At 65.3% G+C, this 25801-nt stretch carries 22 protein-coding genes and 1 pseudogene; 8 read left to right on the top strand and 15 right to left on the bottom strand.

Going from position 1 to position 25801, the window contains the following annotated elements:
* The 4 genes and pseudogenes from JS533_RS10050 to JS533_RS10035 all read right to left on the bottom strand — a co-directional run.
* A pseudogene (locus JS533_RS10050) lies at positions 1–424 on the bottom strand (hypothetical protein); the annotation flags it as partial.
* Positions 425–451: 27 nt separating this feature from the next.
* Positions 452–1138 (bottom strand): pilus assembly protein, encoded by a 687-nt coding sequence (locus JS533_RS10045; protein ID WP_241514277.1) that lies wholly within the window; start codon positions 1136–1138, stop codon positions 452–454.
* Positions 1139–1296: 158 nt separating this feature from the next.
* Complete coding sequence (locus JS533_RS10040; RefSeq protein WP_241514281.1) at positions 1297–2307, bottom strand: TadA family conjugal transfer-associated ATPase; 1011 nt, start codon at positions 2305–2307, stop codon at positions 1297–1299.
* Positions 2308–2552: 245 nt separating this feature from the next.
* On the bottom strand, positions 2553–3554 hold the full coding sequence (locus tag JS533_RS10035; RefSeq protein ID WP_241514276.1) for a P-loop NTPase: 1002 nt from the start codon (positions 3552–3554) through the stop codon (positions 2553–2555).
* 926 nt (positions 3555–4480) lie between these two features.
* On the opposite strand from JS533_RS10035, the gene JS533_RS10030 reads away from it, so the two are divergent.
* The 3 genes from JS533_RS10030 to JS533_RS10020 all read left to right on the top strand — a co-directional run bounded on the left by JS533_RS10030 (position 4481) and on the right by JS533_RS10020 (position 8903).
* A complete protein-coding gene (locus JS533_RS10030) occupies positions 4481–6718 on the top strand; it encodes an RNA degradosome polyphosphate kinase (protein ID WP_241514275.1) in 2238 nt (745 codons plus the stop codon).
* Between the two features lie 258 nt (positions 6719–6976).
* Complete coding sequence (locus tag JS533_RS10025; protein ID WP_241514280.1) at positions 6977–8173, top strand: NUDIX hydrolase; 1197 nt, start codon at positions 6977–6979, stop codon at positions 8171–8173.
* A 4-nt stretch (positions 8174–8177) separates the two neighbouring features.
* Positions 8178–8903: a hypothetical protein gene (locus JS533_RS10020; RefSeq protein ID WP_241514279.1), complete on the top strand. Its 726-nt coding sequence runs from the start codon at positions 8178–8180 to the stop codon at positions 8901–8903.
* Positions 8904–9313: 410 nt separating this feature from the next.
* On the opposite strand, the gene JS533_RS10015 is transcribed toward JS533_RS10020, so the two are convergent.
* The 3 genes from JS533_RS10015 to cbiM all read right to left on the bottom strand — a co-directional run bounded on the left by JS533_RS10015 (position 9314) and on the right by cbiM (position 12291).
* The gene (locus JS533_RS10015) at positions 9314–10060 is read right to left on the bottom strand and encodes an energy-coupling factor ABC transporter ATP-binding protein (protein ID WP_241514278.1); all 747 of its coding nucleotides are present in this window, start codon (positions 10058–10060) and stop codon (positions 9314–9316) included.
* Between the two features lie 116 nt (positions 10061–10176).
* Positions 10177–11067, bottom strand: a complete 891-nt coding sequence (locus JS533_RS10010; RefSeq protein WP_241514273.1) for an energy-coupling factor transporter transmembrane component T — start codon at positions 11065–11067, stop codon at positions 10177–10179.
* Positions 11068–11145: 78 nt separating this feature from the next.
* Entirely contained in the window at positions 11146–12291 is a 1146-nt protein-coding gene (gene cbiM, locus JS533_RS10005; protein WP_241514272.1) for a cobalt transporter CbiM, read from the bottom strand.
* A gap of 459 nt (positions 12292–12750) precedes the next feature.
* Between cbiM and JS533_RS10000 the strand changes: the two genes are divergently transcribed.
* From JS533_RS10000 to JS533_RS09985, 4 genes are all read left to right on the top strand, one after another.
* A complete protein-coding gene (locus JS533_RS10000; protein WP_241514271.1) occupies positions 12751–13515 on the top strand; it encodes an urease accessory protein UreE in 765 nt (254 codons plus the stop codon).
* A gap of 21 nt (positions 13516–13536) precedes the next feature.
* Positions 13537–14268 carry an urease accessory protein UreF gene (locus tag JS533_RS09995; protein WP_241514270.1) on the top strand — a complete coding sequence of 244 codons (732 nt, stop codon included), beginning with the start codon at positions 13537–13539 and terminating at the stop codon, positions 14266–14268.
* Positions 14269–14606: 338 nt separating this feature from the next.
* The gene (gene ureG / locus JS533_RS09990) at positions 14607–15215 is read left to right on the top strand and encodes an urease accessory protein UreG (RefSeq protein WP_241514269.1); all 609 of its coding nucleotides are present in this window, start codon (positions 14607–14609) and stop codon (positions 15213–15215) included.
* A gap of 74 nt (positions 15216–15289) precedes the next feature.
* Positions 15290–16321, top strand: coding sequence for an urease accessory protein UreD (locus tag JS533_RS09985; RefSeq protein ID WP_241514268.1), 1032 nt, complete (start codon positions 15290–15292; stop codon positions 16319–16321).
* On the opposite strand, the gene JS533_RS09980 is transcribed toward JS533_RS09985, so the two are convergent.
* From JS533_RS09980 to urtA, 8 genes are all read right to left on the bottom strand, one after another.
* Positions 16308–16484 carry a hypothetical protein gene (locus tag JS533_RS09980; protein ID WP_241514267.1) on the bottom strand — a complete coding sequence of 59 codons (177 nt, stop codon included), beginning with the start codon at positions 16482–16484 and terminating at the stop codon, positions 16308–16310. The two genes, JS533_RS09985 and JS533_RS09980, sit on opposite strands and share 14 nt — an antisense overlap.
* A 141-nt stretch (positions 16485–16625) precedes the next feature.
* Entirely contained in the window at positions 16626–18350 is a 1725-nt protein-coding gene (ureC, locus tag JS533_RS09975) for an urease subunit alpha (RefSeq protein ID WP_241514266.1), read from the bottom strand.
* 18 nt (positions 18351–18368) lie between these two features.
* Entirely contained in the window at positions 18369–19049 is a 681-nt protein-coding gene (ureA, locus tag JS533_RS09970; protein ID WP_241514265.1) for an urease subunit gamma, read from the bottom strand.
* A gap of 114 nt (positions 19050–19163) precedes the next feature.
* Entirely contained in the window at positions 19164–19865 is a 702-nt protein-coding gene (gene urtE / locus JS533_RS09965; protein WP_241514264.1) for an urea ABC transporter ATP-binding subunit UrtE, read from the bottom strand.
* A 2-nt stretch (positions 19866–19867) separates the two neighbouring features.
* Positions 19868–20794, bottom strand: coding sequence for an ABC transporter ATP-binding protein (locus tag JS533_RS09960; protein ID WP_241514263.1), 927 nt, complete (start codon positions 20792–20794; stop codon positions 19868–19870).
* A 40-nt stretch (positions 20795–20834) separates the two neighbouring features.
* A complete protein-coding gene (urtC, locus tag JS533_RS09955; protein ID WP_241514262.1) occupies positions 20835–22013 on the bottom strand; it encodes an urea ABC transporter permease subunit UrtC in 1179 nt (392 codons plus the stop codon).
* Between the two features lie 41 nt (positions 22014–22054).
* Positions 22055–22939, bottom strand: coding sequence for an urea ABC transporter permease subunit UrtB (gene urtB, locus JS533_RS09950; RefSeq protein ID WP_241514261.1), 885 nt, complete (start codon positions 22937–22939; stop codon positions 22055–22057).
* 21 nt (positions 22940–22960) lie between these two features.
* Positions 22961–24289, bottom strand: a complete 1329-nt coding sequence (urtA, locus tag JS533_RS09945) for an urea ABC transporter substrate-binding protein (protein ID WP_241514260.1) — start codon at positions 24287–24289, stop codon at positions 22961–22963.
* Positions 24290–24726: 437 nt separating this feature from the next.
* Between urtA and JS533_RS09940 the strand changes: the two genes are divergently transcribed.
* On the top strand, positions 24727–25185 hold the full coding sequence (locus JS533_RS09940; RefSeq protein WP_241514259.1) for an Hsp20/alpha crystallin family protein: 459 nt from the start codon (positions 24727–24729) through the stop codon (positions 25183–25185).
* Positions 25186–25801 lie beyond the last annotated feature (616 nt).

Below are 25801 nucleotides of genomic sequence, written 5' to 3'. Positions count from 1 at the left end.
CGCCCTTCCCGCCCTTCCCGCCGATCGGACCGACGGCTTCGGCCGCATCGCATGCGCGTCCCCCGCTTGCCGAACCGATGCCGACCGCATCGCCGCCATCCGCGATGTGCTCGGCAACAGCCCTGGCGGCCAGCCACGCGTGATGCCAGCCGATGCCGCTCCGCAACGACACCGCCGCACGGCGCAGACCGTTCCCGGCCGCACCGCCCATCGCCTCGCCGACCGCATCCAACGCACCGGGAATGGAGGACCCCTGCCGTACGGCCACGGTCAGCAGCGCCAGCACCAACGGCATCGACACGATGCCATCGTTATCAACCGACCGTCGCGCACGCACGCCGATCCCGGCCGGATCCCGCGACCCGTCATCAAGCAGACAGACGGCGATCATCGTGCAGCACGCCGCCAGCAACGCATATCCCATCCCCACCCCCGTTCTCGGACCCCGCCATTACGACGGCGAATCCAGTCCCCGCAGCAACGTCCGCGTCCAAACCAATCCGGCGGCATAGCAGCACAGACCCAGGCCGAGACACATCAGCCCCTGCGGCGAGCCGAGCAGAAAGGCGATCGGATGGGATCCCATCAGCTCGCCGAGCAGAATGGTGACCGCCGGCAGGCCGGACAGCAGTCGGATCGTGGCCTTGGGCACGGCGAAGACCTGCGCCCGCAGATCCTCCAGCTTGCGCGAGCGGCGGTACGTGTCGCCGACCGCTTCGAGGCAGCTCGCCGCGGGGCAGCCGAGACGGTCGCTGATGCGCGCCGCGACGGCGATCTCCGCGGCGACCCGGTTGATCTGCCGTGACGTTTCCTTGGGCAAGGCCCGCGCGGCAAGCAGTTCGCGCAGACGCGCCTCGGTCAGGCGATTGACGGCGAATCCACGGTCCGACTGTTCTGCGAACGCTTGCACAAGTGAACCGCCTCCACGCAGCGTCGCGCACGCGGCAGCGATGACCGCGGCGATGCCGATGCGGGACGTCGACTTGGTCCGGGACGACTCCACTCCGCGGCGATGGCCGCTCCCGCGCGCGTCGCCACGACGCACCGCCGGCAGTCGCTCCGCCGTCTCCCCGCCGTCATCGGACCATACCGCAATCGACAGCGACGTCAGAACCGCAGTCATCATCATCGACGTCATCACGCCTCCCGCACATCCCAAGCCGGCACCGCCCATATGGACCACCGGCAAAGTCCCATCCGATAATGTCGGGTTCCGGACGACGAGCGACCCACGGAGACGTCGGCGCACGCTGCAACAGCACGCTCCCGCGGCGCACGTTCGTCAACACGCGTTCGTCAGCGCACCCAGCGATCGGCGAAGTCGTCCCACAGCGGGCCGGACATCGGCGTGCCGGAACCGTCCCAGACCGCAACGACCCGACCGCCCAACCGACCATCGGCATCGACGCCCAAGTAGCCGATCTGGCTGATGAACCGTCGTCCGGACGCATCACGTTTCACGTGGAACACTGCGTCGAACGCGTCCTGCGCCAGCATCGCCGTCGCCTCCACACTCAAGCCGGCAAGCAGACCGAGCGACGCCAGACGGTTCGGCACCCGTTCCACGCTGTCCGCATGCAGGGTGGTCATACCGCCGTGATGGCCGGAATTGAACGCGCGCAGCAGATCGGCGATCTCCTCGCCGCGGCATTCGCCGAGGATCACGCGATCCGGCCTCATGCGCAACGTGGCCTTGACCAGTTCCGGCAAACCGACCGCGCCCTCGCCTTCCACGTTGGATTCGCGCGTGACCAGCGACACCCGATTGCCGCCTCCGAGCTCCCCCAGCTCGCGCACTTCCTCCACCGTGACGATGCGTTCGTTTGCGGAACACCGCCCAAGCAGCGCCTTGAGCAGCGTGGTCTTGCCGGCGCCCGTGCCGCCGGTGATCAGCAACGTCGCCCGCCGATCCACCAACGAGCATAGGATCGGAACCCACAATCCCGGAAACAGGCCCTGCGCGCACAACGCTTCCAATCGCGGCGGCGAACGCGCGGGAAACCGGATGGAGATGGCCGCCCCTTGCGGCACCAGCGGCGCGATCACCGCATGGATACGTATGCCGCCGGGCGACGACGCATCCGCGATCGGACACGCGTCGTCGAGTCGCCGCCCGAGTTGCGCGGCAAGCTGCACCGCATAATCGCGTACCGTCGCGGGCGACGAGAACGGAATCGGCGGCGTCCACCGTCTCATGCCTCCCCCGCGATCGACCCATACCAGCCCGTCGCAGGTCACGGCCACATCCGTGACCGCGGGATCTCGTGCCAACGTTTCCAAAGGACCGAACACGATATTGTCGAGCATATCGTCGAACGCGGAGGCGTTCGCACGTTCCCCGCGAAGCGACGTGCCGTCGAATATCGGCCCGCCGTACGGCTCCGATCCCCCTGGCATCACGTCCCGTCCACGCTGTCCGCGCCGCACCACCACAGCGCCGCCGCCATGCCCACAGTCATCCGCAGACCGGCGCACGGCCTGCCGCGAGGCATGACGCGCATCATCACATGCCGCAATCGCACCGCCGCTCATCCCCATCTCCATCATCCCCATCACGTGAATCTCGCCCGGTTGCCCAACAGTCTTTCCACCCAGTCGGAGGCCCGGTCGACCGTGCGTCTTGTGCCGCGATTGACCGCGCGAATGCCCATGCCGGAAAGGATGTCGGAGCAAAGCCGACGGTCCGCCTTGACCGGCCCCGCGATGTCGACGCCCAGATAATCCGAGGCCTCCCGTACGTCGACCATGCCGGTGCCTTTGGCCGTGCCACGCGGCGCGATGCCGACCACGAACGGTTCCGGCTGCCCGTCGCCGCCTTCGCCGACCCGTTCGAGCAGTCTGCCGACATGACCGCGTGCACGGGCCAAGCCGAGCACGCTGAGTTCGACGACGACCAGCTGCGCGGCATCGCCCAGCTCGGATACGCCGCGCAACGCCTCGCCCCGCCCGGCATCGACGATGACTACGTGGTTCGCCTCCGACAACGCTCGCACCGCGGCCTGGGCCTGCCACCAATTGGGCGTGGGCCCGTTCCACGGGTCGAACGACAGCACACGCACGCCGTCCCATTCGGGCAGCTCCCGGTTCAGCGCCTCACCTTCGAGACGACCAAGCGGGGCGTCAAGCGTTTCGAACCGCTCCCCCTCCTCGTTTTCGATGCCGATGAGCATGTCGAGTCCGCCGCCCGTAAAGTCCGCGTCGACCAGCGCACATGGCAGTCCGCGTTCGGAGAGACGGTGGGCAAGCATCGCCGCGAACGTACTCAGTCCGGCGCCTCCGCTGGCCGACGTGCACGCGACGACGTTACGGCAGGTCGTGTCGACGGTCATGCCTGCCGACAATCCCGACGTACGGAACGGCGGACCAGCGCGATCGTATGTGGCCTGCGGCCTGACGGCCGTCTCGTATCCCGCGTATCCGGCGGTCCATGCGAGATCGGCCGGAGCGGCCGTCGCATATGCATCGCCGGCGGCCGGCGACGGCGCACCCGTCGCGCCGGGCGACGATCGCGGCGGCGAATAATACCGCCGCGGATGATCAGTGATGACATTCATGCGCCGATTGAATCGCACGGCGCCGGCGCTTGTCCAGCCGAACGGACCCCTGTGGTCGAATGGTCCGAGTTATCCACATCACGGCGTGTCTATCCACATTGTTGCGCACATCGTGAGCGTGGCCGGATACGGCCGAGCACACCGGCGCATGCGTCGCCCGCGCACGCTTACGCGCATACCGTCGCGAAGGCGTGACGTACGCCCCCACGCAAGCCGGAGACACAGCAAACCTAAAAACACCACGAAAGTTCCTATAACCCGCATTGCCGTGCCACATGGCGGCACAAACGGCATCGACCGGGCAGAGCCGGCAGGACCGGCCACCGGACAAACGAAAAGGCCCGCCGGATGGGGCGGGCCTTTTCACCAAAAGCAGCTTAGGGCAGAATCTCTGCACAACTTCATCGTCGTAACGGTAAGTCTTTCCAATGCCCGTTCAACGTAACAGTCCTTTGTGACCATACACTCTTTGTGGGCTCTGCTCTGTTCTGTTTTGGTACTTCCATAAGATAGTCACGCGCCTCCCCGATCGCAAGCCGCACCAAGCGCATGTGCGCATTTTTGCGCAAGTGTTCGTTAGCCCCGCCCAAGCGCAACCAAAACGCAACATCATGCGCGAATCGAACCGGTTCGCTGTCACATTGCGTGCGATTCGCGCACGCGCGCGGTGTGTCGCAACCTCCTGCTGTGCCCCTCCGCGATCCGGAGCGATCCGACGCGATCCGACGCGCGATCCCCTCCGTGCCGACAGCAACCGTCAACGTGGACAAACGGGCGACCCCACCCCGCACCACCCCGCCAAAAGCGACCCCGACGGGTGCCCCAGGGGTCGCCCACCCGACACGCAACACCCAAAACGTGAACTTGCATTGAATTCTCAAGATGTACGGGCACGCCGCCGCCTCAAGCGCTTAAAGTAGTTGGGTATGGCACAGATATTTGACGCACCCTCGAAGGCGATTCTCCGCAGCCAGATCGCGGAACACATCGCCGAAACGGACAAGAACGACCGCCGCGAGACGCGCCCCGACGAGCAGCCGCTGCCGCCGGACCGCTTCTTCGACCGCGAGCTGAGCTGGCTCAAGTTCAACAAGCGCGTCCTCGAGCTTGCCGAGGACGAAGACCAGCCGATCCTCGAACGCGCCAACTTCGGCGCGATCTTCGCCTCCAACCTCGACGAGTTCTTCATGGTCCGCGTCGCCGGCCTCAAGCGCCGCATCGACACGGGCATCGCCGTGACCGCCGCGAGCGGCCTCAGCCCGCGCCAGCAGCTGCGCGCGATCAGCGACCAGGCGCACCGTCTGCAGGACGAGCACGCGCACTACATCGTCGACCACATCCTGCCGGCCCTCGCCAACGAGCGCATCGTGCTGCTGAGCTGGGACAAGCTCACCGCCGCCGAGCAGGAGCGCCTCTCCCGCTACTACCGCCAGCAGGTCTTCCCGGTCCTCACGCCGCTCGCGGTCGACCCGGCCCACCCGTTCCCGTACATCTCCGGCAACTCGATCAACCTCGCGGTGCTGGTCGAGAACCCGAACTCCGGCAAGTCGCACTTCGCGCGCGTGAAGATCCCGGGCAACCTGCACCGTCTGGTCCCCGTCGACGACATGACCGACGACGAGACCGGCGACGTGCGCTACGGCTTCATCACGATGGAGAACCTCATCATCGCGCACCTCGAATCGCTGTTCCCGGGCATGATCATCAAGGAGGCGCGCTCGTTCCGCGTCACCCGTAACGAGGACATCGACGTCGAAGAGGACGACGCCGAGAACCTGCTCAACGCGATGGAGAAGGAGCTGCTGCGCCGTCGCTTCGGACCGCCGATCCGTCTCGAGATCTCCGACGCGACCAGCCCGTTCCTCTCCCAGCTGCTCGCCGACCAGCTCGGCGTGAGCGCCGACGAGGTGTACCGCCTGCCCGCGCCGCTCGACATGACGCTGCTGTTCGAGCTGCAGGGCCTGGACCGTCCGGATCTCAAGTACTCGCCGTTCATCCCGACCACGAACCGTCAGATCGCCGAGGTCGAGTCGAGCCGTGCGCAGGACATCTTCGCCGCCATCCGCGAGCGCGACATCCTGCTGCATCACCCCTACGACTCGTTTTCCACGTCCGTTCAGGCGTTTCTGGCGCAGGCTGCGGCGGATCCTAAGGTTCTAGCCATCAAGCAGACGCTGTACCGCACCAGCTCGAACTCGCCGATCATCGACGCGCTCGTCGACGCGGCGCACGCCGGCAAGCAGGTCCTCGCGCTGGTCGAGATCAAGGCCCGCTTCGACGAGGACGCGAACATCATGTGGGCGCGCAAGCTCGAACGTGCGGGCGTGCACGTGGTCTACGGCATCGTCGGCCTGAAGACGCACTGCAAGCTCAGCCTCGTCGTGCGTCAGGAGCAGGACGGCCTGCGCCGCTACTGCCACGTCGGCACCGGCAACTACAACCCGAAGACCGCGCGTCTGTACACCGATCTGGGCCTGCTGACCTGCGATCCGGTCGTCGGCCAGGATCTGACGCGACTGTTCAACCAGCTGTCCGGCTACGCGCCGAAGTCCAGCTTCCACCGTCTGCTCGTCGCCCCGCGCACGATCCGCTCCGGCCTGATCCAGCGCATCCGCCGCGAGGAGGACGCCGCCCGCGCCGGCAAGGAGGCGTGGATCAAGATCAAGGTCAACTCGATCGTCGACGAGAAGACCATCGACGCGCTCTACCGCGCCAGCCAGGCCGGCGTGAAGATCGACATCGTCGAACGCGGCATCTGCGCGCTCAAGCCGGGCGTTCCGGGCCTGAGCGACAACATCCGCGTGCGTTCGATCCTCGGCCGCTTCCTCGAGCACAGCCGTATCTACGCGTTCTGCAACTCGGACGGCCCGCAGATCGGCGAAGGCCCGATCTCCGGCCCGGAGGTGTGGATCGGTTCGGCCGATCTGATGCACCGCAACCTCGACCGCCGTGTCGAGGCGCTCGTGCGCATCACCGCCCCGGAGCAGATCGACGAGCTCATCAAGTACGTCGACCTGCAGATGTCCGACGACATCGCCTCGTGGCACATGCAGCCGGACGGCACGTACCTGCACGTCTCGCACGCCGAGGACGGCAGCCTGCTGGCCGACAGCCAGGAGCTGCTCATCAAGAAGCACACGCGTCGCCCGCGCACGAACAACTGACGCGGCGAATGCCCGTCGTCGGTGCCGTCCACCTTGTCCGAGGGCACCGACGACGGCAAGCGTTGGCAACGACGGATGCGCCCACGCACCGCTGTGATAGGATTGTTCGCGCTAACAATTCAATGATTCGAATAGATGGCCGATCCCGCAAAGGGGTCGGCCATCGTCGTTTCGGAGCACGCTACGTAGCCGAGCAGCACGCCACGAACCGCGCAACCACAGGCAAACCGGCTGACCTACAATGGGAGGATGGGCAAAATGAGACGCATCGTCGAGGCCGCAGGAGGCATTCTCTACCGCATCGTCCCCGACGCCGAACAGGCCGTCGAGCATCGCGACCATCGCACGGACGGCGACATCAACGACGTAACCGCTCCCGACGCGGCCGAGCTCGCGCTGACCGGCCGCGGCACGCGCAACGATCGCAACGGCGATCACGATCCGGCAGACGCCGCGGCGGAGGCGGCCAGCGTCGCCGAAGACATCGTCGACCGGGTCGAAGTGTGCATCGTGCACCGTCCGAAATACGACGACTGGAGCTGGCCGAAAGGCAAGCTGGAACTCAACGAATCGCACCGCCACGCCGCCGTGCGCGAAATCGGCGAGGAGACCGGCATCTCAGTCTCGCTCGGGCCGTACCTGGGCGAGATCGAGTACCCGCTCGCGGAGGAAGGCAGCAAAACGCGCCATTCCAAGGACCGCACGGTCGACATGAAGCACATCGAATACTGGATGGCCACGCCGATCGCCGCCACCGACGCGGAACAGCTCATCGACGCGCTCGGGCCGATCCACCGCGCCGACATCGGCGAAATCGACGACATCGTGTGGGTGAGCGTGACCGAAGCACGCAAGATCCTCACCCATTCGACCGACAAGGACGTGCTCGCGCTGTTCGTCGACCGGCTGCAGGAAGGCGCGGCCGACGCGCAGAACGTGATCATCGTGCGCCACGCGAAGGCCGAATCGCGCAAGACATGGGACGGCACCGACGAAAACCGACCGATCACGCCGCGTGGCGCCGCCGCGGCCTACGCGCTCAACCGCGAGCTCGCCTGCTACAACCCGACCCGGCTCTCGACCTCGCCGTGGATGCGCTGCCAGGAGACGCTGCACGTCTTCTCATGGCAGACGGACCGGCCCATGACCCACCTCGACGCGCTCACCGAAGACGCGTTCGCCGAGAACCCGAACCGCGCGTGGGACTGCTTCCGCGGCGAAATCGACCATGCGCTGCGGCACCGCGAAACCGTGGCCGTGTGCATGCACCGGCCGGTGATCGGCGGCATCTTCGATCACCTGCGCGAGCTGTGCGCCGCGAAGTCGCTCACGAAGCGGCTCATCGCGAAAACGCCGTACATGCCGACCGGCACTGCGGTAGCCTTGTTTGTCGTCTCCTCGCCCGAGGGACCGCGCATCATCGACATTCAGAAGGTTTCGCCACTTGTCTACTAACGCTGTGCATTACGGTTCCGGTTCCATCGTCTCCAGCCGCTCCAACGGGTTCACGCCCACCGGCTCGCCGCGCCCGTCGCGCCCCGGGCAGATCGACCCCGGTCTGGTCGAGGGCATCGCCGGCGGCGCCGATCCGAGCGAGGTCAGCGAGATGAGCCACGCCTCGGCGGCGGCGCTGCTCGACCGGGTGCATCACACGGCCGATCCGGAGGTCGTGGCGCGCGTGCTCACGCTCGTCGACCGGGAGGGCGTGGACGTGATCGCGGAGCTGTGGAGCCGGTCCGAACCGGATTCGCTGCCGGGGATCCTGTGGCGGCTGTACCTGCTGCGCTCATGGATGCGCGGCCATGACGCCGCGATCGCGCGGCTGTGGCGAGTCGGCGAGCCGGTGGCGACGGCCGCGTCGGCGATCGCCGGCGTGGATGCGGCACCGACCGAGGAGGATATTGCGCGTACCGCCGATTCGATTCTGGCGGGTGCGTTCGTGGGCGATTTCGCGGTGGCGCTGGAGCGGGCCGCGGCGTTCACGGACGTGGTGGCGCTGGGACTGCGCGTGGAGGCGAAACGACTGTCGTCGGCTTCGATGGCGGCTGCGGGAGCAGGTACGGCCGGCGCACAACGGCAGCCGGACAAGGCCGCGCGCCTGCTGCACACGGCAGGCAACCTGATGGTCACCGCACGCGACTTCCGGCATGGCGCCTCGCTGTGGCGGCGCGGCAAGTTGGAGTAGCCGGGAGCCTTTCGACATTCGCCCGATTAACGCATTATGGGTAGTTTGACGATCGAGAGGCTGAATTGGCATCTTGCAGAGGTCTGTTTGACGATCGAGAGGCTACCACTTCCAGAGCAATACCCGCTCTCACCTAATTGACACGATTATCAGGAGGTCTCGAGAGGACTCTCACTCAACCGATAGCCTCTCAATCGTCAAACTGATATCCGCACAAGGGGAAAATAGCCTCTCGATCGTCAAACTGTCCGAGCCGACACACCAACGCGGTCGCACGCGCGGACCACCCGCTATACTGAATACTCGCGTCGGGCCGTGCATAGCCCCGGGCTCCATTTTTTGCCGCTGCGAGCGGCCTTTGCGCCGACAGGCGCTTTCACGGTTCGACGCCTCAACTTTCTTGCATTGCTTTAATCGCGAGCCGCATCGATCGGGCGAACCGTAATAATGCGGGGATCGAGCCGCTCCACGATGTCGTGGTGATGGGTGGAGAACAGGACGGTTTTACCGGCGGCGACGAACGAGCGCAGCACGTCGACCACGATGTCGGTGTTGCGCTCGTCGAGTCCGTCGGTCGGCTCGTCGAGCACGAGCAGATCAGGGTTCATCGACAGGCAGCAGGCAATGGCGACGCGCTTCTTTTCGCCGCCGGACAGCCGGTACGGCGCACGATCACGCAAGGCCCCCAGACCGAACAGCGCCACCATATCGTCCACCCGCCGGGCGATTTCAGCATCCGGCAAGCCCATCTGCACCGGCCCAAATGCGATCTCCTCCTCGACGGATGGACAGAACAACTGCGTATCCGAATTCTGGAATACGAATCCCACATGTTGATGCAGCGACTTGGCGAACGGACTGTCCCTGCGTTCGACCAGCTCGCGCGCGACCTCGGTGTCACCGAGACGATACGTTCCGGAATCCGGGAATTCCAACGCGTTGATGATGCGCATGATCGTGGTTTTGCCGCTGCCGTTCGGCCCGAGCAGCGCCACGCATTCGCCGCGCGCGATCGTCATCGAAAAGCCGCGCAGCACCGGATGGGACGACTCCCCCGCACCCCCGCGATACGAGAAATCCACATCCGTCAGTTCGACCAGCGGATCGCCGAGAAATCGGCCGCCCTCATCGGCATCGTTCGCATGCATGAGACGCATCACCGCTCCTTTCCCCGTACTGCTCCGCCAATGCCCCGCCGCCCAAGCAACGCTCGGTTGCGCGGGCGGCCGTGGCCGCGGATGCCCCGCGGAGCCACCGCTCCCCGTCAACATCATCATCCCAGATAGACGGCCATCGCGATCATCGCCGTCACGCCCAGCGCATACGCCGCATTCGGCCAGGTCAGCCAACGTTCGCGACGTACATGGTATCGCCCGTCGAATCCGCGGCAGACCATCGCCTCGGCCATATGCCGCGCCTGCGTGTTCGCGCGCAGGAACAGCACGCCCATCAGCCGTCCCGCGGACTTGAGTTTACGCGTGTCACGACCGACGCTGCGCAACCGCAGCGCGTCGAGCAACTGCATCATCGACCGTCCGAGAATGTCGATGAACTGAATCGTCACGTCGCACACATACACCAGCGAATCCGGCACGCCGAGGCCGCGCAGCCCGCCGATCAAACGGTTCCATGGCACGGTTCGCGCGAGCGCGATCACCAGCGACACGGCCACGAACGCACGCACGACGAGTCGCACGGGCGCGCTGGTCTGGCCGACGAACACGGATGGCAACGCGACGATCAGGCTGATCGCGCACACGGCAAGCGTCGGCTTGAGTATCGCCGCGATCAGGCGCGCGGGACGGACGGCCAGCGCGACCAGCGCAACGGCGAGCATGACGTACGAGAACAGCATGTTGCGCGTGAGATTGACGCATACGATTACGGCAAGCACGCCGACGATGCGCAGAGATGGCGAGACTGCGGCCAGCGCACGATCGAGCGGGCTGTGGCTGACGGGCAGCGCGTCGCCGATCTGCGCGAGGACGTCGCCGAGATGTTCGAGATTGTGTTCGATGAACGACGATCGGTCCGCAAGCGGCCGGTAATGCTCGGTTTCGCACAGCCATGCCGGCAGCGTGGTCCCGGCCGGCCGCTGAGCGCCGGCGTGCCGAAGATCCGACTGCTGAGAGCCGGATCTCCGGATGCTGGATTCGTTCGTCATGACTGTGATCGTCCGTGCTGTGATGTCCGTGACTGGATGGACCGATGGCGACTGCCGAAAACGACTGGCCGCGGCGGGTTATGACCGCTTACGACCGTCTCCCAGAACGGCGAGCGCGAGCAGACGGAACATGATGGTCAGCACCGCGATGCCGATCACCGCGGACAGGATATAGCCGACGACGTCGGGCAGTCCGGCGAGCGAGTAATCCGGCAGCAGCGCATTCCAGGTAAAGCCATGTGCGATGTACTGCGGCACATAATCCAGTCCGGTGGCGCTCATGAAGTCCTCAGCGCCCCACTCGCCCCACGCGTCGCCGGTGGCCAGCAGACCGATCGGAGACAACAGCGCGACGACGCCCAGCGCGATCCACGCGGAACGCCGCAGTCCGCCGGAAGCGGCGGCAGGAACCGGACGAGCGGCCCCGGCGGCATCGGCACCGGCAACAGCACCGGCAGCAGCAGCGCCGCGCCCCGTCGCGCCCGCAACCGCTCCGTCATTGCCGCCATCGTCGATCCGCGCATACGGCTCGATGATCTCCGGCGCGCTTCTGCGCACGAACTCGACCACGGCCACGGTCACCAGGCCTTCGACCACGCTCGCGACCGCCAGATGCGGGATCAGCATGGCCGGAACCGTCACCGCGAACGAAAACGGGAAGTACAGCGCCTGCCCGGACGCGTCGCGGAACAGCAGCGGCTGCACGCCCAGTTCGAGCGCCACACACAGCGCGGCCAGCGTGATGCCGACATAGCCTGCGACGAATTCGGCCACGCGCTCCTTCCACCCGGCGCGCAGCACGCGGCGCAGCAGCGCGTACAGTCCGTACGCCACGAACGGCAGCACTACGCCCATGTTGAAGCAGTTCGCGCCGAGCGTGATCAGGCCGCCGTCGCCGAACAGCAGCGCCTGCAGCAGCAGCGCGACGGACACGGCGACGGTCGCGTACTGCGGGCCGAGCAGCAGCGCGATCAGCGCGCCGCCGACGCCGTGCGCGGTGGTGCCGCCGGGCGTGGGCACGTTGAACATCATGATGAGGAACGAGAACGCGGCGCCCGCGCCCAGATACGCCATTTTTTCGGGCGTGGCCTCGCGCATCACGGCGCGCATGCACAGGAACCAGACGGGGATCATGATGACCCAGAACACCGCTCCGGTGGATGGCGAAATGAAGTTGTCCGGAATGTGCATGGCGAGCGTCACGGTTTCGGGGGCTGGTGTCATGCTCGTCTCCCTTCTCATTGGTGGCGATCGTTTCCGTTTGGCGGCGATCGGTTGCCGTCCGCGTGTGCGAACGGGAACGTAATATCACACTTGTGATTCGGTTTGCGTACGATGGTCGGCAAATGGTTGCGATCGTTGCGAAACGCCGACGCGCGACGCACGCGTTTCGCATCGTGGTCATGTATTTTCCGGCATATTTTCCGACGTATTGTCGATATATCGTCGCGTGTCTCCGCGCATGTCCCGCGCGTATTCCGCGCTTATCCCGCCGGTTTGCGGCCGTTCGCGACGGTCCGTGCGACGACCTGCCCGCCAATCCGCACGGCCGCCGCATGACGATCCGCGGCCGGTGTCGCGAACGTTCGTTACAAACGGCCGCAACGGCGCTCGTACACTGTCCCTCAGTTCGGCCGGTGCGCGACGGATCGGCCGATGACCACGGCAAACGAAGGAGCGCGGATGATCGCCAAGGAAATCACCGGCAACATCATCGAGCAGCAGTACGACGACGGCAAGCTGAACGTGCCGATCGCATTCGACTGGTTCGAGACGGACAAGAAACGCATGCGCAAGGTCGCCGAGGACGGCACCGAGTTCGGCATCATGGTCGGCCGCACGATCAAGGACGGCGACGTGCTCGCCGAGACGGACGACAAGCGGTATTTCGCGCGCATCCGCACCGCGCAGCTCATCGAGATCCCGGTCTCGTCGATGAAGGAGATGGGCCGTCTGTGCTTCGAGCTGGGCAACCGCCACCTGAGCCTGAAGGTCGAGAACGACCGCGTGCTCGTGCCGTACGACCATCCGACGATGGAGTACACGAAGAAGATCGGCTACGAGCCGCACATCATCGAGGGCGGGTTCGACGGGTTCCTGATCGTCAAGGCGCACGCCGGCTCGGGCACGATCATCCCCGGCACGAACAAGACCACGGGCGACGTGGCCGAGGAGGAGCAGGAGGCCGAGGCGGACGCCGCATGGGCCGCCAAGGAGGCGACGGCAGGCGCGGAAGGACATCACGCGGATGACGGTGCCGAACACGCACACGACGCACACGGCGAACACGCACACGGCCATCATCACGACCACGTGCACGCCGAGCCCGGCGTCGACGACGATCATCCGTACCAGCTCAAGCCGGGCGAATACGAGATGAACGGCGTCCTGCACCGCCCGGACGGCTCGCACAGCCACGACGGCGGCCGCACCTGGCACACGCACTGATTGACGGCCCCAGCGAATCCCATGAACGTCAACGAAACCGAATCGCGCCGCCTCGCCATGCTGCAGGTGTGCGACAGCGTGTTCCCGGTGGGAGCGTTCGCACTGTCGAACGGCATGGAGACCTTCGTTCAGCGCGATTTCCTGCGTCGCGGCCCCGACTTCGAGCAGTACATGAAGAACTATCTCGAGGTCGCGCCGTACAAGGAGATCGGCCAGATGGCGATCGCCGGCCGATACGCGACCGACGCACGCCTGTCCGAACGCGGACTGACGGCCAAACTGATCGAGTTGGACGAACTGTCGAGCGCGCTGCAGTCGGCGCGCGAGATCCGAGAGGGCAGCGAGCGCATGTGCACGCGACTGATCAAGCTCGCCGATCAGATGGACGCCGGCTGCGGTCAACGTTCGCCGTCGCTCGACCTGTACGCCGGGCTGATCCGCGACGGTCGCTGCCGCGGCCTGCATTCGATCGCGATGGGACTGTACGCGGCCGACCACGCGCCCGACGTGCGCGACGCGGCGATCATGTACGGCTATTCGTTGCTCAGCGCGCTGACGATGTGCGCGGCGAAGGCGATCCCGCTCAGCCAGTACGCCGGCCAGATCGCCCTGCACGACTCGTTCCCGCGGCTCGTGCGCGCCGTCGACATCGCGATGACGCTCAAACCCGACGATCTCGGCATCTCCGGCGCCTACCTCGACATCGCCGCCATGCAGCACGAAACCCTCTACTCAAGGCTCTACATGAGCTGAAGCAGCAACCGGCGGAAAGGCAAAGCAAAAAACGTAACGCACGCAACCCAGCGAGGCGACGGTCGGCAAAGAACTCAGCAAGAGCGCCAAACACGGCACCGTCGTGACACAGGCAGACCAACCGAGGCGAAGGCCGACGCGTGCGATGTACGACCATAAGCAGCGCAGGCGTGTGCTAAGCTCCGCGAGCACACGCCGGAGCGAAGCCGAGCGGCTTTGAGCGTGTCGTACATCGCACGCGTCGGCCGCAGCCGGACACCGCACTCACGCAATCATCCGCACCAATCCAATCATCATCAATCATCAACCAATACGACAACCAACCAAAAGGAGAACCCATGTCATACGTACGCATCGGCGTCGCCGGCCCCGTCGGCTCGGGCAAGACCGCGCTCATCGAACGCCTCACCCGCAAGATGGCCGACGAATACAGCATCTGCGTCGTCACCAACGACATCTACACCAAGGAGGACGCCGAGTTCCTCATCGAGCACTCCCGCCTGTCGCCGGACCGCATCGTCGGCGTGGAGACCGGCGGCTGCCCGCACACCGCCATCCGCGAGGACTGCTCGATGAACCTCGAGGCGTGCGAGGAGATGGCCCGCACGCATCCGGACGTGCAGATCATGTTCGTCGAGTCGGGCGGCGACAACCTGTCCGCCACGTTCAGCCCCGATCTGGCCGACGCGACGATCTACGTGATCGCCACCGACGAGGGCGATAAGATCCCGCGCAAGGGCGGCCCGGGCGTCACACGCTCCGATCTGCTGGTGATCAACAAGGCCGATCTGGCACCGCTCGTGCACGCCGATCTCGACGTGATGGCCCGCGACAGCAGGAAGATGCGCGGCGACCGCCCGTTCATCTTTACTGATCTGATGGGCGGCGCGGGCGTGGACGACGTGATCGCGTGGATCAAGAAGTCCGTGCTGTTCGAGGACATGTGATCCGCGGTTCCCGCAGCCGTTCCCGCTGTCTTCCGTAGTAGCCTTCCGCAGTCGTCTTCCGCAGGAGTTGAGTCATGTCCAGCAGCACGTTCCGCCTGTCCACCGCGTTCCGTCACGGCCGCACGAAAATCGACGACGTCTATTTCGAGGCGCCGTTCAAGCTGATGACGCCGTTCACGAACGGCCGGCATTCCGATTTCATCGTGATGCTCGCCTCGCCGGGTTTTTTGAAAGGCGACGAAGCGCATATCGAGCTCTTGTTCGGTCCGGGCACGGATTCGACGATCCGCACGCAGAGTTACGAGAAGGTGCTGGACACGGCCGACGGTTCGGCGTCGCGCACGATCGATCTGACCGTGCAGGGCGACGCGAAGGCCGTGTTTCTGCCGTTTCCGGTGATCCCGTTCCGCAACAGCTCGTTCGAGAACCATACGACTGCGCATATTGCGGCCGAATCGACGTTCGTGTATGCGGATGTGGTCACGTGCGGCCGTGTGGGCATGGACGAACGTTGGGCGATGCGGCGGTTCGCGAACCGGCTGCGTGTGGTCGTCGACGAGCCGGCTGCGGTTGCCGCCGCGGTTGCGGCTGAGACGGCCGCGGCGGCGTCGGGAGCCCGCCATCGCGGGCGGCCGTCGAAGGCCGAGCTCGAGGCCGCGCAGCCGCATGGACGGCTGGCGTTCGCCGACCGGATGCTATTGGAGCCGGCCGTGTTCGACTATGCGGAGATGGGCATGTGGCGGTCGTTCACGCATTGCGGCGTGCTGTACGCACATCTGCCGGAGCGGGATCCGATGGAGGACGGCGGCGTCGGCGGCGGAACCGCCGATGCCAGCAGGGCCACCGCCGCTGCGAATGGCACGGACGCCGCAACCACCGCCGACATGTCCTCCGCGGCGATCCGCACGCGCGTCGAGCAGACGCGCATCACCGCGGAGGACGCGCTGATCGATCGCATCCGCTCGTACGCCGATTCGATCGGGTTCGCCGGCGAGCTGGGCGTGAGCCGCGCGATCGACGGTGTGTGCCTGCGCGTGCTCACCAACCGCGGCGACGACGCCTTCGACCTCATCAAGGCAGTGGCCGACATCGTCACGGAAGGCTGACCGAGCAGCACAGACCGCGCCGTCTCACCAGTTTGATGACCAGTTTGACGATCGAGAGGCTGATTCCGGCATCTGTCGAGGTCAGTTTGACGATCGAGAGGCGACTCAGCTCCGGTACACGGCGATAAACGAAGGCGAGCGCACCATATTCCGGCACGTTCACGCTTCGTCCCCAAGACATTCAGCCTCTCAATCGTCAAACTGACCCAGGCGAAGGCTGGAATTAGCCTCTCGATCGTCGAACTGCGTTCCGAGAGGACGCAGACGGGCCTCCCGGAACGCCCTCGAAGCGCTCTCGAAGCGCTCAGAACAGGAAGTAGCGCTGGGTGAGCGGCAGTTCGTACGCCGGGTCGGAGTGGACCAGCTCGCCGTCGACCGTCACCTGGAAGGTCTCCGGATTGACCTGGATGTCGGCGAGCACGTCGTTGAACTTGAGGTCCTTCTTGCCGACGGTCCGGCAACCGCGCACCGGCAACACCTGGCGTGCCAACCCGAGCCGGCCCTTGATGTCGTCGTCGTAGGCGAGCTGCGAGACGAACGTGGCGCAGGAGGAGCCAAGCGCCCGGCCGAGCGAGCCGAACATGTCACGGTAGTACACGGGTTCGGGCGTGGGGATGGACGCGTTCGCGTCGCCCATGCGGGCGTAAGCGATCGAGCCGCCCTTGATCACCATTTCCGGCTTCGCACCGAACATAGCCGGCTGCCAGAGCACCAGATCGGCCATCTTGCCGACCTCCACGGAACCCACGTAGTCGGCGATGCCGTGCGTGATGGCCGGGTTGATCGTGAACTTGGACACGTAGCGCTTGACGCGGAAGTTGTCGTTGCGGTTGTTGTCGTGCTCATCCTCCGGCAGCGGGCCGCGCTGGCGCTTCATCTTGTCGGCGGTCTGGATGGTGCGCGTGATGACCTCGCCCACGCGGCCCATCGCCTGCGAGTCGGAGCTCATCATCGAGATGATGCCCATGTCGTGCAGCACGTCCTCCGCGCCGATCGTCTCGGGGCGGATGCGCGAGTCGGCGAACGAGATGTCCTCGGGCACGTTGCGGTCGAGGTGGTGGCAGACCATCATCATGTCGAGATGCTCGTCGATGGTGTTGCGCGTGTACGGCATGGTCGGGTTCGTGGAGCTGGGCAGCACGTTCGGGAAGCCGGCCGCGCGGATGATGTCGGGGGCGTGGCCGCCGCCGGCGCCTTCGGTGTGGTACGTGTGGATCGTGCGGCCCCTGAACGCGGCGATCGTGTCCTCCACGCAGCCGCCCTCGTTGAGCGTGTCGGTGTGGATGGCGACCTGCGTGTCGGTTTCGTCGGCCACGCCGAGGCACGTGTCGATCACGGCCGGGGTGGAGCCCCAGTCCTCGTGGATCTTGAGTCCGGCCGCGCCCGCGCGGATCTGCTCGCGCAGCGGTTCGGGGCTGGAGTCGTTGCCTTTGCCGAGGTAGGCGATGTTGACCGGCAGCGCTTCGGCGGCTTCGATCATGCGTTCCAGGTGGAAGCGTCCCGGATTGCAGGTGGTCGCGTTCGTGCCGTCGGCCGGGCCGGTGCCGCCGCCAACCATCGTGGTCACGCCGCCGGCGAGCGCGGTGCGGATCTGCTGGGGCGAGATGAAGTGGATGTGCGTGTCGAGTCCGCCGGCGGTGACGATGAGTCCTTCGCCGGCGATCGCCTCGGTGCCGGAGCCGACCGCGAGGCCGGGGGTGACGCCGTTCATGGTCTGCGGGTTGCCGGCCTTGCCGATGGCCGAGATCTTGCCGTTTTTGATGCCGATGTCGGCCTTGTAGATGCCGGTCCAGTCGACGATGAGCGCGTTGGTGATGACGGTGTCGGGCGATTCCGCGTCGAGTTGGACGGATGACTGTCCCATGCCGTCGCGGAACGATTTGCCGCCGCCGAACTTGAGTTCGTCGCCGTAGTGCGTGTAATCCCGTTCGACTTCGATGATGAGGTTCGTGTCGCCGAGTCGGACGCGGTCGCCGACGGTCGGTCCGAACATGCCCGCGTAATCCTTGCGCGTGATGATCTTGCTCATGGTTTCGCTCCCCCGCTCTCAGATTCCCAGGAATCCCTGCTCGTGCGCCTTGGCGAACGCGGCCTCACGCACCTGCGGATCGTCGAGTTGGCCTTCGACGAGCGCGCTGAAGCCGTGGATCTCGCGCGTGCCGCCGATGTCGATGAGACGCACGCGATGCGCCTCGCCCGGTTCGAATCGCACGGCGGTGCCGGCGGGGATGTCGAGTCGCTTGCCGTAGGCGGCCTTGCGGTCGAATTTGAGGTACTTGTTGACTTCGAAGAAGTGGAAGTGCGAGCCGATCTGGATGGGTCGGTCGGCGGTGTTGACCACGTCGAGTTCGATGGCGTCCTTGCCGTCGTTGATGGTCAGATCGCCGTCGGCGAGCAGGTATTCGCCGGGCACGAGCTTTTCGGTGGTTTCGATCGGGTTGTGGATGGAGACGAGTTTGGTGCCGTCGGGGAACGTGGCTTCGACTTCGACGACCTCGAGCATTTCGGCGACACCGTCCATCACGTCCTCGGGTTTGAGGAGCGTGCGGCCGTATTGCATGAGTTCGGCCACGGTGGCGCCTTCGCGCGCGCGTTCCACGCACTCGGAGGTGATCAGCGCGATCGCCTCCACGTAGTTGAGTTTCACGCCGCGCGACTTGCGGTCCTTGGCGAGCTGACCCGCCAGATACAGCATGAGTTTGTCGGTTTCCCGTGGAGTAAGTCTCATCAGGCCCCCATCGTCCTGCGCGGGCGGCCGTGTCGAGCCGCCCGCGCTGTGCCGGTTACGAATCGCCGCAATTCTACGGCCGCAATGAGAACGGAAGGTTTCCGTCCTAACGCGTCACACGCGCATGGCCTCCTTGGCGGCTTCGACCTGGTCGGGACCGCCTTCGCCGGCGGCGATGAAGCGGCCGGAGGCGAGCACGTAGTATTTGTCCGCGCGTTCGACGGCGAACTGCACCTTCTGCTCGACGAGCACCACGCCGATGCCCTTGTCCTCGGCCATTGTGCGGATGGCCTTCTGGATTTCGGCCACGATGTTCGGCTGGATGCCTTCGGTCGGCTCGTCGAGGATCATGAGCTTCGGCCGGGTGATCAGGGCGCGCGCGATGGCGAGCTGCTGGCGCTGGCCGCCGGAGAGCAGGCCCGCGCGGCGGCCGGCGAATTCCTTGAGGATCGGGAACATCGACACGGCCTCGTCGTAGCGCGCGGCCGCTTCGGAGCCGTAGCGGTCGGCGACCACGTGCAGGTTCTCGTCGACGGTCATCGTGCCGAACGACTGCTGGCCCTGCGGCACGAACGCCATGCCTTTGCGGATGCGCTGGTTCGGCGCGGCCTTGGTGATGTCCGCGCCGTCGAACGTGATCGAGCCGGACGTGACCGGCAGCAGGCCGAGGATCGACTTGAGCAGCGTGGTCTTGCCGGCGCCGTTGTTGCCGACGATGCTGACCCACTGGCCGGCCTCGACGTCGAAGCTGATGTCGTTGACGACGGTCACCTTGCCGTAGCCGGTGTTGAGATTCTTCACTTCAAGCATTGCCATGATCAGTTTTCGCCTCCGCCCAGGTAGATGCGCACGACTTCGTCGTTGTTCTGGATGTCTTCGACCGAGCCCTGGGCGAGGATCTCGCCCTGGTTGAGCACGGTGACGGAGTCGGCGAACTGGCGCATGAACTCCATGTCGTGTTCGACGATGATCACCGTGCGGTTCTTGCTGCATCGCTTGAGCAGTTCGCCGGTGGCCACGCGTTCGGCCGGGGTCATGCCGGCGACGGGCTCGTCGAGCAGCAGCAGGTGCGCGTCCTGCACGAGCAGCATGCCGATCTCGAGCCACTGCTTCTTGCCGTGCGGCAGGATGCCGGCCGGCTTGTACGCGTCTTCGGTCAGATTGCACACGTCCATCATGTATTCGATGTTCTGCGTCACGCCGCCCATCGGGCGGAACAGGTCGCGGCCCTTCTTGCGGAAGCCTTCGGCGAGCTGCAGGTTTTCGAGCACGGTCAGCTCTTCGACCACGGACGCGGTCTGGAACGTGCGTCCGACGCCGAGTTTGACGATGTCGTTCGGCTTTTTGCCGAGCAGCTGTTCGCCGCGGAACGTGGCCGATCCGCTGGCCGGCACGAGGCCGGTGATCGCGTCGATGATGGTCGTCTTGCCGGCGCCGTTCGGGCCGATCAGGAAGCGCAGGTCGCCGTGTTCGACGGTCAGGTCGAGGCTTTTGACGGCCACGAACCCGTCGAATTCGACGTGCAGGCCCTTGATTTCGAGATAGTCGTTCCACTGGCCGCCACGGTCGTCGAGCACGGCGAGCTGGTCGTGCAGCCGGGCGCGCTCCTCGACGATTTCGGCCTTCATCTGCGCGGCCTCGTCGCGCATGCGCTTGGCTTCGTCGCGCATCTGCACCATTTCGGCGCGCAGCTGCTCCAGGTCCTCCTTGGAGGCCGGAGTGGCCGGGGTTGAAGTCTTCGTCATGTTCTGCTCCTCACTCATTCGATCTCACGAACCCGCCCGTTCACGCCGTCGCCTTGGCGGCCGTACCGGCGGCGCCCTTCGCCGCATCGCCGTCTGCAGCCGCAGCCGCCGCGGCGACCGCGCCGACCGACTTGCCGCCGAGTCCGAGCTTGTCCTTGAGCCACGGCCACAGTCCCTTGAACTGGCCGAGTCCCATCGGCACGAACGCGATCACGAGGATGAAGATCAGGCCTTCGATGTACGTCCACGCGGACGGATACGCCTCCGAGAGCTGCGTTTCGGCGAAGCGCACGAGCAGCGTGCCGACGACCGGCCCGAGCAGGGTGGTGCGGCCGCCGATCACCACGCCGGCGAGCATGAGGATGGACGGGGTCACGCCGATGTCGGACGGCGAGATGATGCCGACGACCGGCACGAACATCGCGCCGCCGATGCCGGCGAACATCGCGGCGAGCGAGAACGCGAACACCTTGATCGACGCGGGGTTGTAGCCGAGGAACTTCATGCGGTTCTCCTGGTCGCGCACGCCGATGATCAGGTCGCCCATGAACGAGCGGCGGATCCACCACACGATGAGCACCATCGCGAGCGTGAGGAACGCGCAGATGTAGAAGATCATCTGCTTGTTCGCGTCGTCGGTCAGGTCGTAGCCGAAGAAGCCCTTGAAGTCGTTGAGGCCGTTCGTGCCGCCGGTGGTCTTGGACTGGCCGATGAGCAGCACGGAGAACGCGGCGACGAGCGCCTGCGAGAGGATTGCGAAGTACGCGCCGCGCACGCCGCGTCCGAACACGGCGAGGCCGAGCAGCGCGGCGATCGCGCCGGGGACCGCGGCCACGCCGATCACGGCGATCACCGGGTTGCGGAACAGCTCCCAGAAGCCCGGCACCGAGGTGATGCCGTACTGCGCCATGAAGTCCGGCACCTGGCCGGGGCCGATGTCGGCGAGCTTCATGTGGATGGCCATCACGTACGCGCCGAGGCCGAAGAACAGGCCCTGGCCGAGCGTCAGCATGCCGCCCTGGCCCCACGCCAGGCCGATGCCGACCGCGACCATCGCGTAGCACAGGTATTTCGAAAGCAGTCCGAGGTTGTATACGCTCATCACGGAGGGCGCGACGAGGATCAGCACGACCGCGATCGCGGTGCCGATCCACGGCTTGTATTTGGCGTAGAACTCGCCCGCGGAACCAGTCGGGAAACCAGTTGTCTTGCTTGCCATAATCGTCTCCAAACGTCTCTATCTGAACACGCGAGCGCGCGCTACGCGAGATTCCTCGAACGGATCGCGACCAGTCCCTGCGGCCTGAACTGCAGGAACACGACGACGATCAGGAACACGGCGACCTGTCCGATCGACGCGGACGTCGGCAGTTCGATCGACGACTGGGCGAGGCCGAGCACGAACGACGCGATCACCGCGCCCTTGAGCTGGCCGACGCCGCCGGCGACGACCACGAGGAACGCCTGCACGATGAACGTGGTGCCGAAGTTGAAGCTGATCGAGTTGAGCAGGCTCAGCGCCACGCCCGCGATGCCGGCGATGCCGGAGCCGAGGAAGAACGTGACGTGGTCGACCGTGCGGGTCGAGATGCCGGAAACTTCGGCCAGGTCGCGGTTTTCGGAGGTCGCGCGGATCTGACGGCCGAGCGGGGTGAGCTTGAGGATCGCGTACAGCGCGGCCACGCAGGCGATCGACAGCAGGAAGATGAACAGTCGGCCGGCGGAGAAGCTGTAGCCGAACACGGTCACCGGGTTGGTGAGCGCCTCCGGGGCGGACGCGTAGACCGGAGTCGCGCCGAAGATGTCGCGGGCGAGCTGCTGGAGCACCAGCGATACGCCGAACGTGACGAGCAGCGTGTCGAGCGGACGCGTGCGCATGCGTTCGAGCAGCGCGACGTCAAGCAGCAGTCCGAGCAGTCCGGAGACCGCGAATCCGACGACGAGCGCGACGATCAGCGCGACGGTCTTGTTGCCGATGAGCGTGCTCATCACGTACGCGGTGTACGCGCCGGCCATCATGAACTCGCCGTGCGCGTTGTTGATCACGCCCATCTGGCCGAACGTCAGCGACAGGCCGAGCGCGGCGAGCAGCAGGATCGAGCCGTTTGACAGGCCCGCCACGATCTGCGGGAATATCATATCCATGATTCAGGTCCTTCTTTCTCGTCAGTTCTCGCTCGAGTCGGTGCTCGAGTCGCTCGCGCTCAGGCTCTTCGCCCAGTCGTAGGTCTTCAGGTACGGGTCCGGCTTGATCGGGCCGTCGGACTGCCAGACGGTGTGGATGAGCTTGTCGTCGCCGATCTCGCCGATGTACGAGGTCTTGTAGATGTGGTGGTTCTCGCCGTCGACCGTGACCTTGCCTTCCGGAGCGTCGAACGTGACGCCGTCGGCCGCGGCCTTGACCTTGTCCACGTCGAACGACTTGGCCTTCTCGACCATGCCCTTCCACAGGTAGACGGACGTGTACGCGGATTCCATCGGGTCGGAGGTCGGGCGGTTCTCGCCGTACTTGGCCTTGAAGTCCTTGACGAACTTCTCGTTTTCGGGGCTGTCGAGCGTCTGGTAGTAGTTCCACGCGGTCAGCTGGCCCTTGACGTTGTCCACGCCGATCGCGGAGACCTCCTCCTCGGCGATGGACATGGAGATCACCGGAACCGTGTCGGCCTTGAGTCCGGAGGCCTTGTATTCCTTGAAGAACGCGACGTTGGAATCGCCGTTCAACGTGTTGACGACCGCGTCCGCGCCGGAGAACTTGAGCTTGTTGACGATGGTGGTGAAGTCGGTGGAGCCCATCGGCGTGTATTCCTCGCCGACGACCTCCATGCCGTTGCCTTCGGCGTACGCCTTGACCACGCGGTTCGCGGTCTGCGGGAACACGTAGTCGGAGCCGACCAAGAACAGCTTCTTATAGCCCTTCTCCTTGAGATAGTCGAGCGCGGGCACGATCTGCTGGTTCGGGGCGGCGCCCGAGTAGAAGATGTTCGGGCTGGATTCCATGCCCTCATACTGCAGCGGGTAGAACAGCAGCGCGTTGTCGGCCTCGAACACGGGCAGCATGGCCTTGCGCGAGGAGGACGTCCAGCCGCCGAACACCGCGGCCACGCACTCCTTTTCGATCAGGGTCTTGGCTTTTTCGGCGAACACGGCCGGCTCTGACTTGCCGTCCTGCTGGACGACCTTGAGCTGCTTGCCGAGCACGCCGCCGTTCGCGTTGATCTCGTCGACGGCCATGTGCAGCGAGTCGCTGACGGTCTGTTCGGAGATCGCCATCGTGCCGGACAGCGAGTTGACGAAGCCGATCTTGATCGTGTCGCCGGACGTGTCCACGCACGACGTCGACTTCGTGCTGGCCGCGGTCGTGCTGTTCGCGTCCAGCGCCTCCTTTTCGGCGACGGTGCGTCCCCAGCCGCAGCCGCTGGTCGACAGCACCGCGGCGGCCGCGCACAGCAGCGCGATCACGCGCGCCTTGGACCGCGCCTTGAATGATATGGCCATACGTTCTCTTCCTCTCGCGCAAGACCTGTGTGTTAGCGAAAGCAAGAATGACAGCGGATGGTTGATTTTCGGTTGCCCGTTTGTTTCGTTCGCGTCTCGATCGTGACGAACACGTTACGCGGTGCGTCCGCGGCGGCGGGCCGCGGCGGCCGGCGATGATCGGCGACGGTCGGTCGGCTTGCGACGGCGGGAGCGACGAATTGCTGGAACTTGAGTCTGCATGGCTCAAGTTTTTCACTGTGGGTAAAACTTGGGAATGCGAACCGGGAATTGCCTATTGTGTGGGGTGAAAGGACAAGGCAGGAGCTCCGAGAGGGGTTCCGGGAACGGCCACGATAGCCGGCCGGCATCCTGAAGCGACAAGGGTCGCGGCGGGATGCGGGGCCGGCGAGCCAAACCGTTCCACTCCATGCATTGATGTGTAAGGAGTACCGATTATGGCAATGTTTCCGGCTTTGATGAATGACACGATGTTCTCTGATCTGTTCGATGATCCGTTCTTCGAGGGTTGGCGCAACACGGACAACGGTTCGGCCGCCGCGGCCATGCCGACGAACATGATGTCGACGGATGTGCGTGAGAAGGACAACTGCTACGACGTGGACATCGATATGCCGGGCTTTGACAAGAACGACATCGCGCTTGAGCTGAACAACGGTTATCTGACCGTGTCGGCCCACAAGGACGAGGATTCCGGCGACAAGGACAAGAACGGCAAGTGGCTGCGTCGCGAACGCTACATGGGCAGCTGCTCTCGTAGCTTCTATGTCGGCGACGACGTCAAGGAGTCCGACATCCACGCTTCGTACAAGAACGGCACGCTGTGCATCGAGGTTCCGAAGATGCAGGCCCAGCCGCAGGTCGAGGCCAAGCACCAGATCGCGATTGAGGGCTGATATGCGTTCCGTCGCCTGACGGATATTGCCCGCGTCAACATACGCGGAGTCCGTTAGGCGACGAGGAAACACAGCCAAGCCTTATATATGGAAGGCCCGGACGGTCATCATCAACCGCCCGGGCCTTCCGTCGTCTCAGCCAACTCTTCGCATCATGCATATATGGGTTCATTACCAGCGTGCCCCGTAGTCTCGGAATCGCGCTTCGCGCGATGCTGTGCTGTTTGGCGGCGGCCTGCGCCGCCGCATGTGGCATCCTTACGTGGTGAAGCTGACAGCAACTGAAGTGACCAACGGCAGCGATGCGGGCGGAGCCTCGGCCCCCTCACTGAGGGGACATCGCCGTGAAGCAAACGCCGGAGGCGTTTGTAGGCGATGTGCGAGCCGACAGGCGAGCCGGCAAAGCGCGGGCGAAGCCCGTCCATAATTGCAGGACCTGTCACGCGAAGCGTGACTGGGGGAGCTCCGCGGCCACAGGCCGCCAGCAAGCAGCATCGCGCGAAGCGCGATTCCGAACCATTACCCGCGAAGCCAACTCCGCCACCGGCTCACCGCGATCCCGACCGGCCGTTCGTAGTAGGCTGGGAATCATGGAACTCACTGTTTTGAATCATAA

This window comes from Bifidobacterium amazonense (assembly GCF_018555435.2).
Classification (GTDB): domain Bacteria; phylum Actinomycetota; class Actinomycetes; order Actinomycetales; family Bifidobacteriaceae; genus Bifidobacterium; species Bifidobacterium amazonense.
The sequence above is the reverse complement of the archived record's forward strand: the minus strand, read 5'-3'. Positions and strand labels throughout refer to the sequence as shown.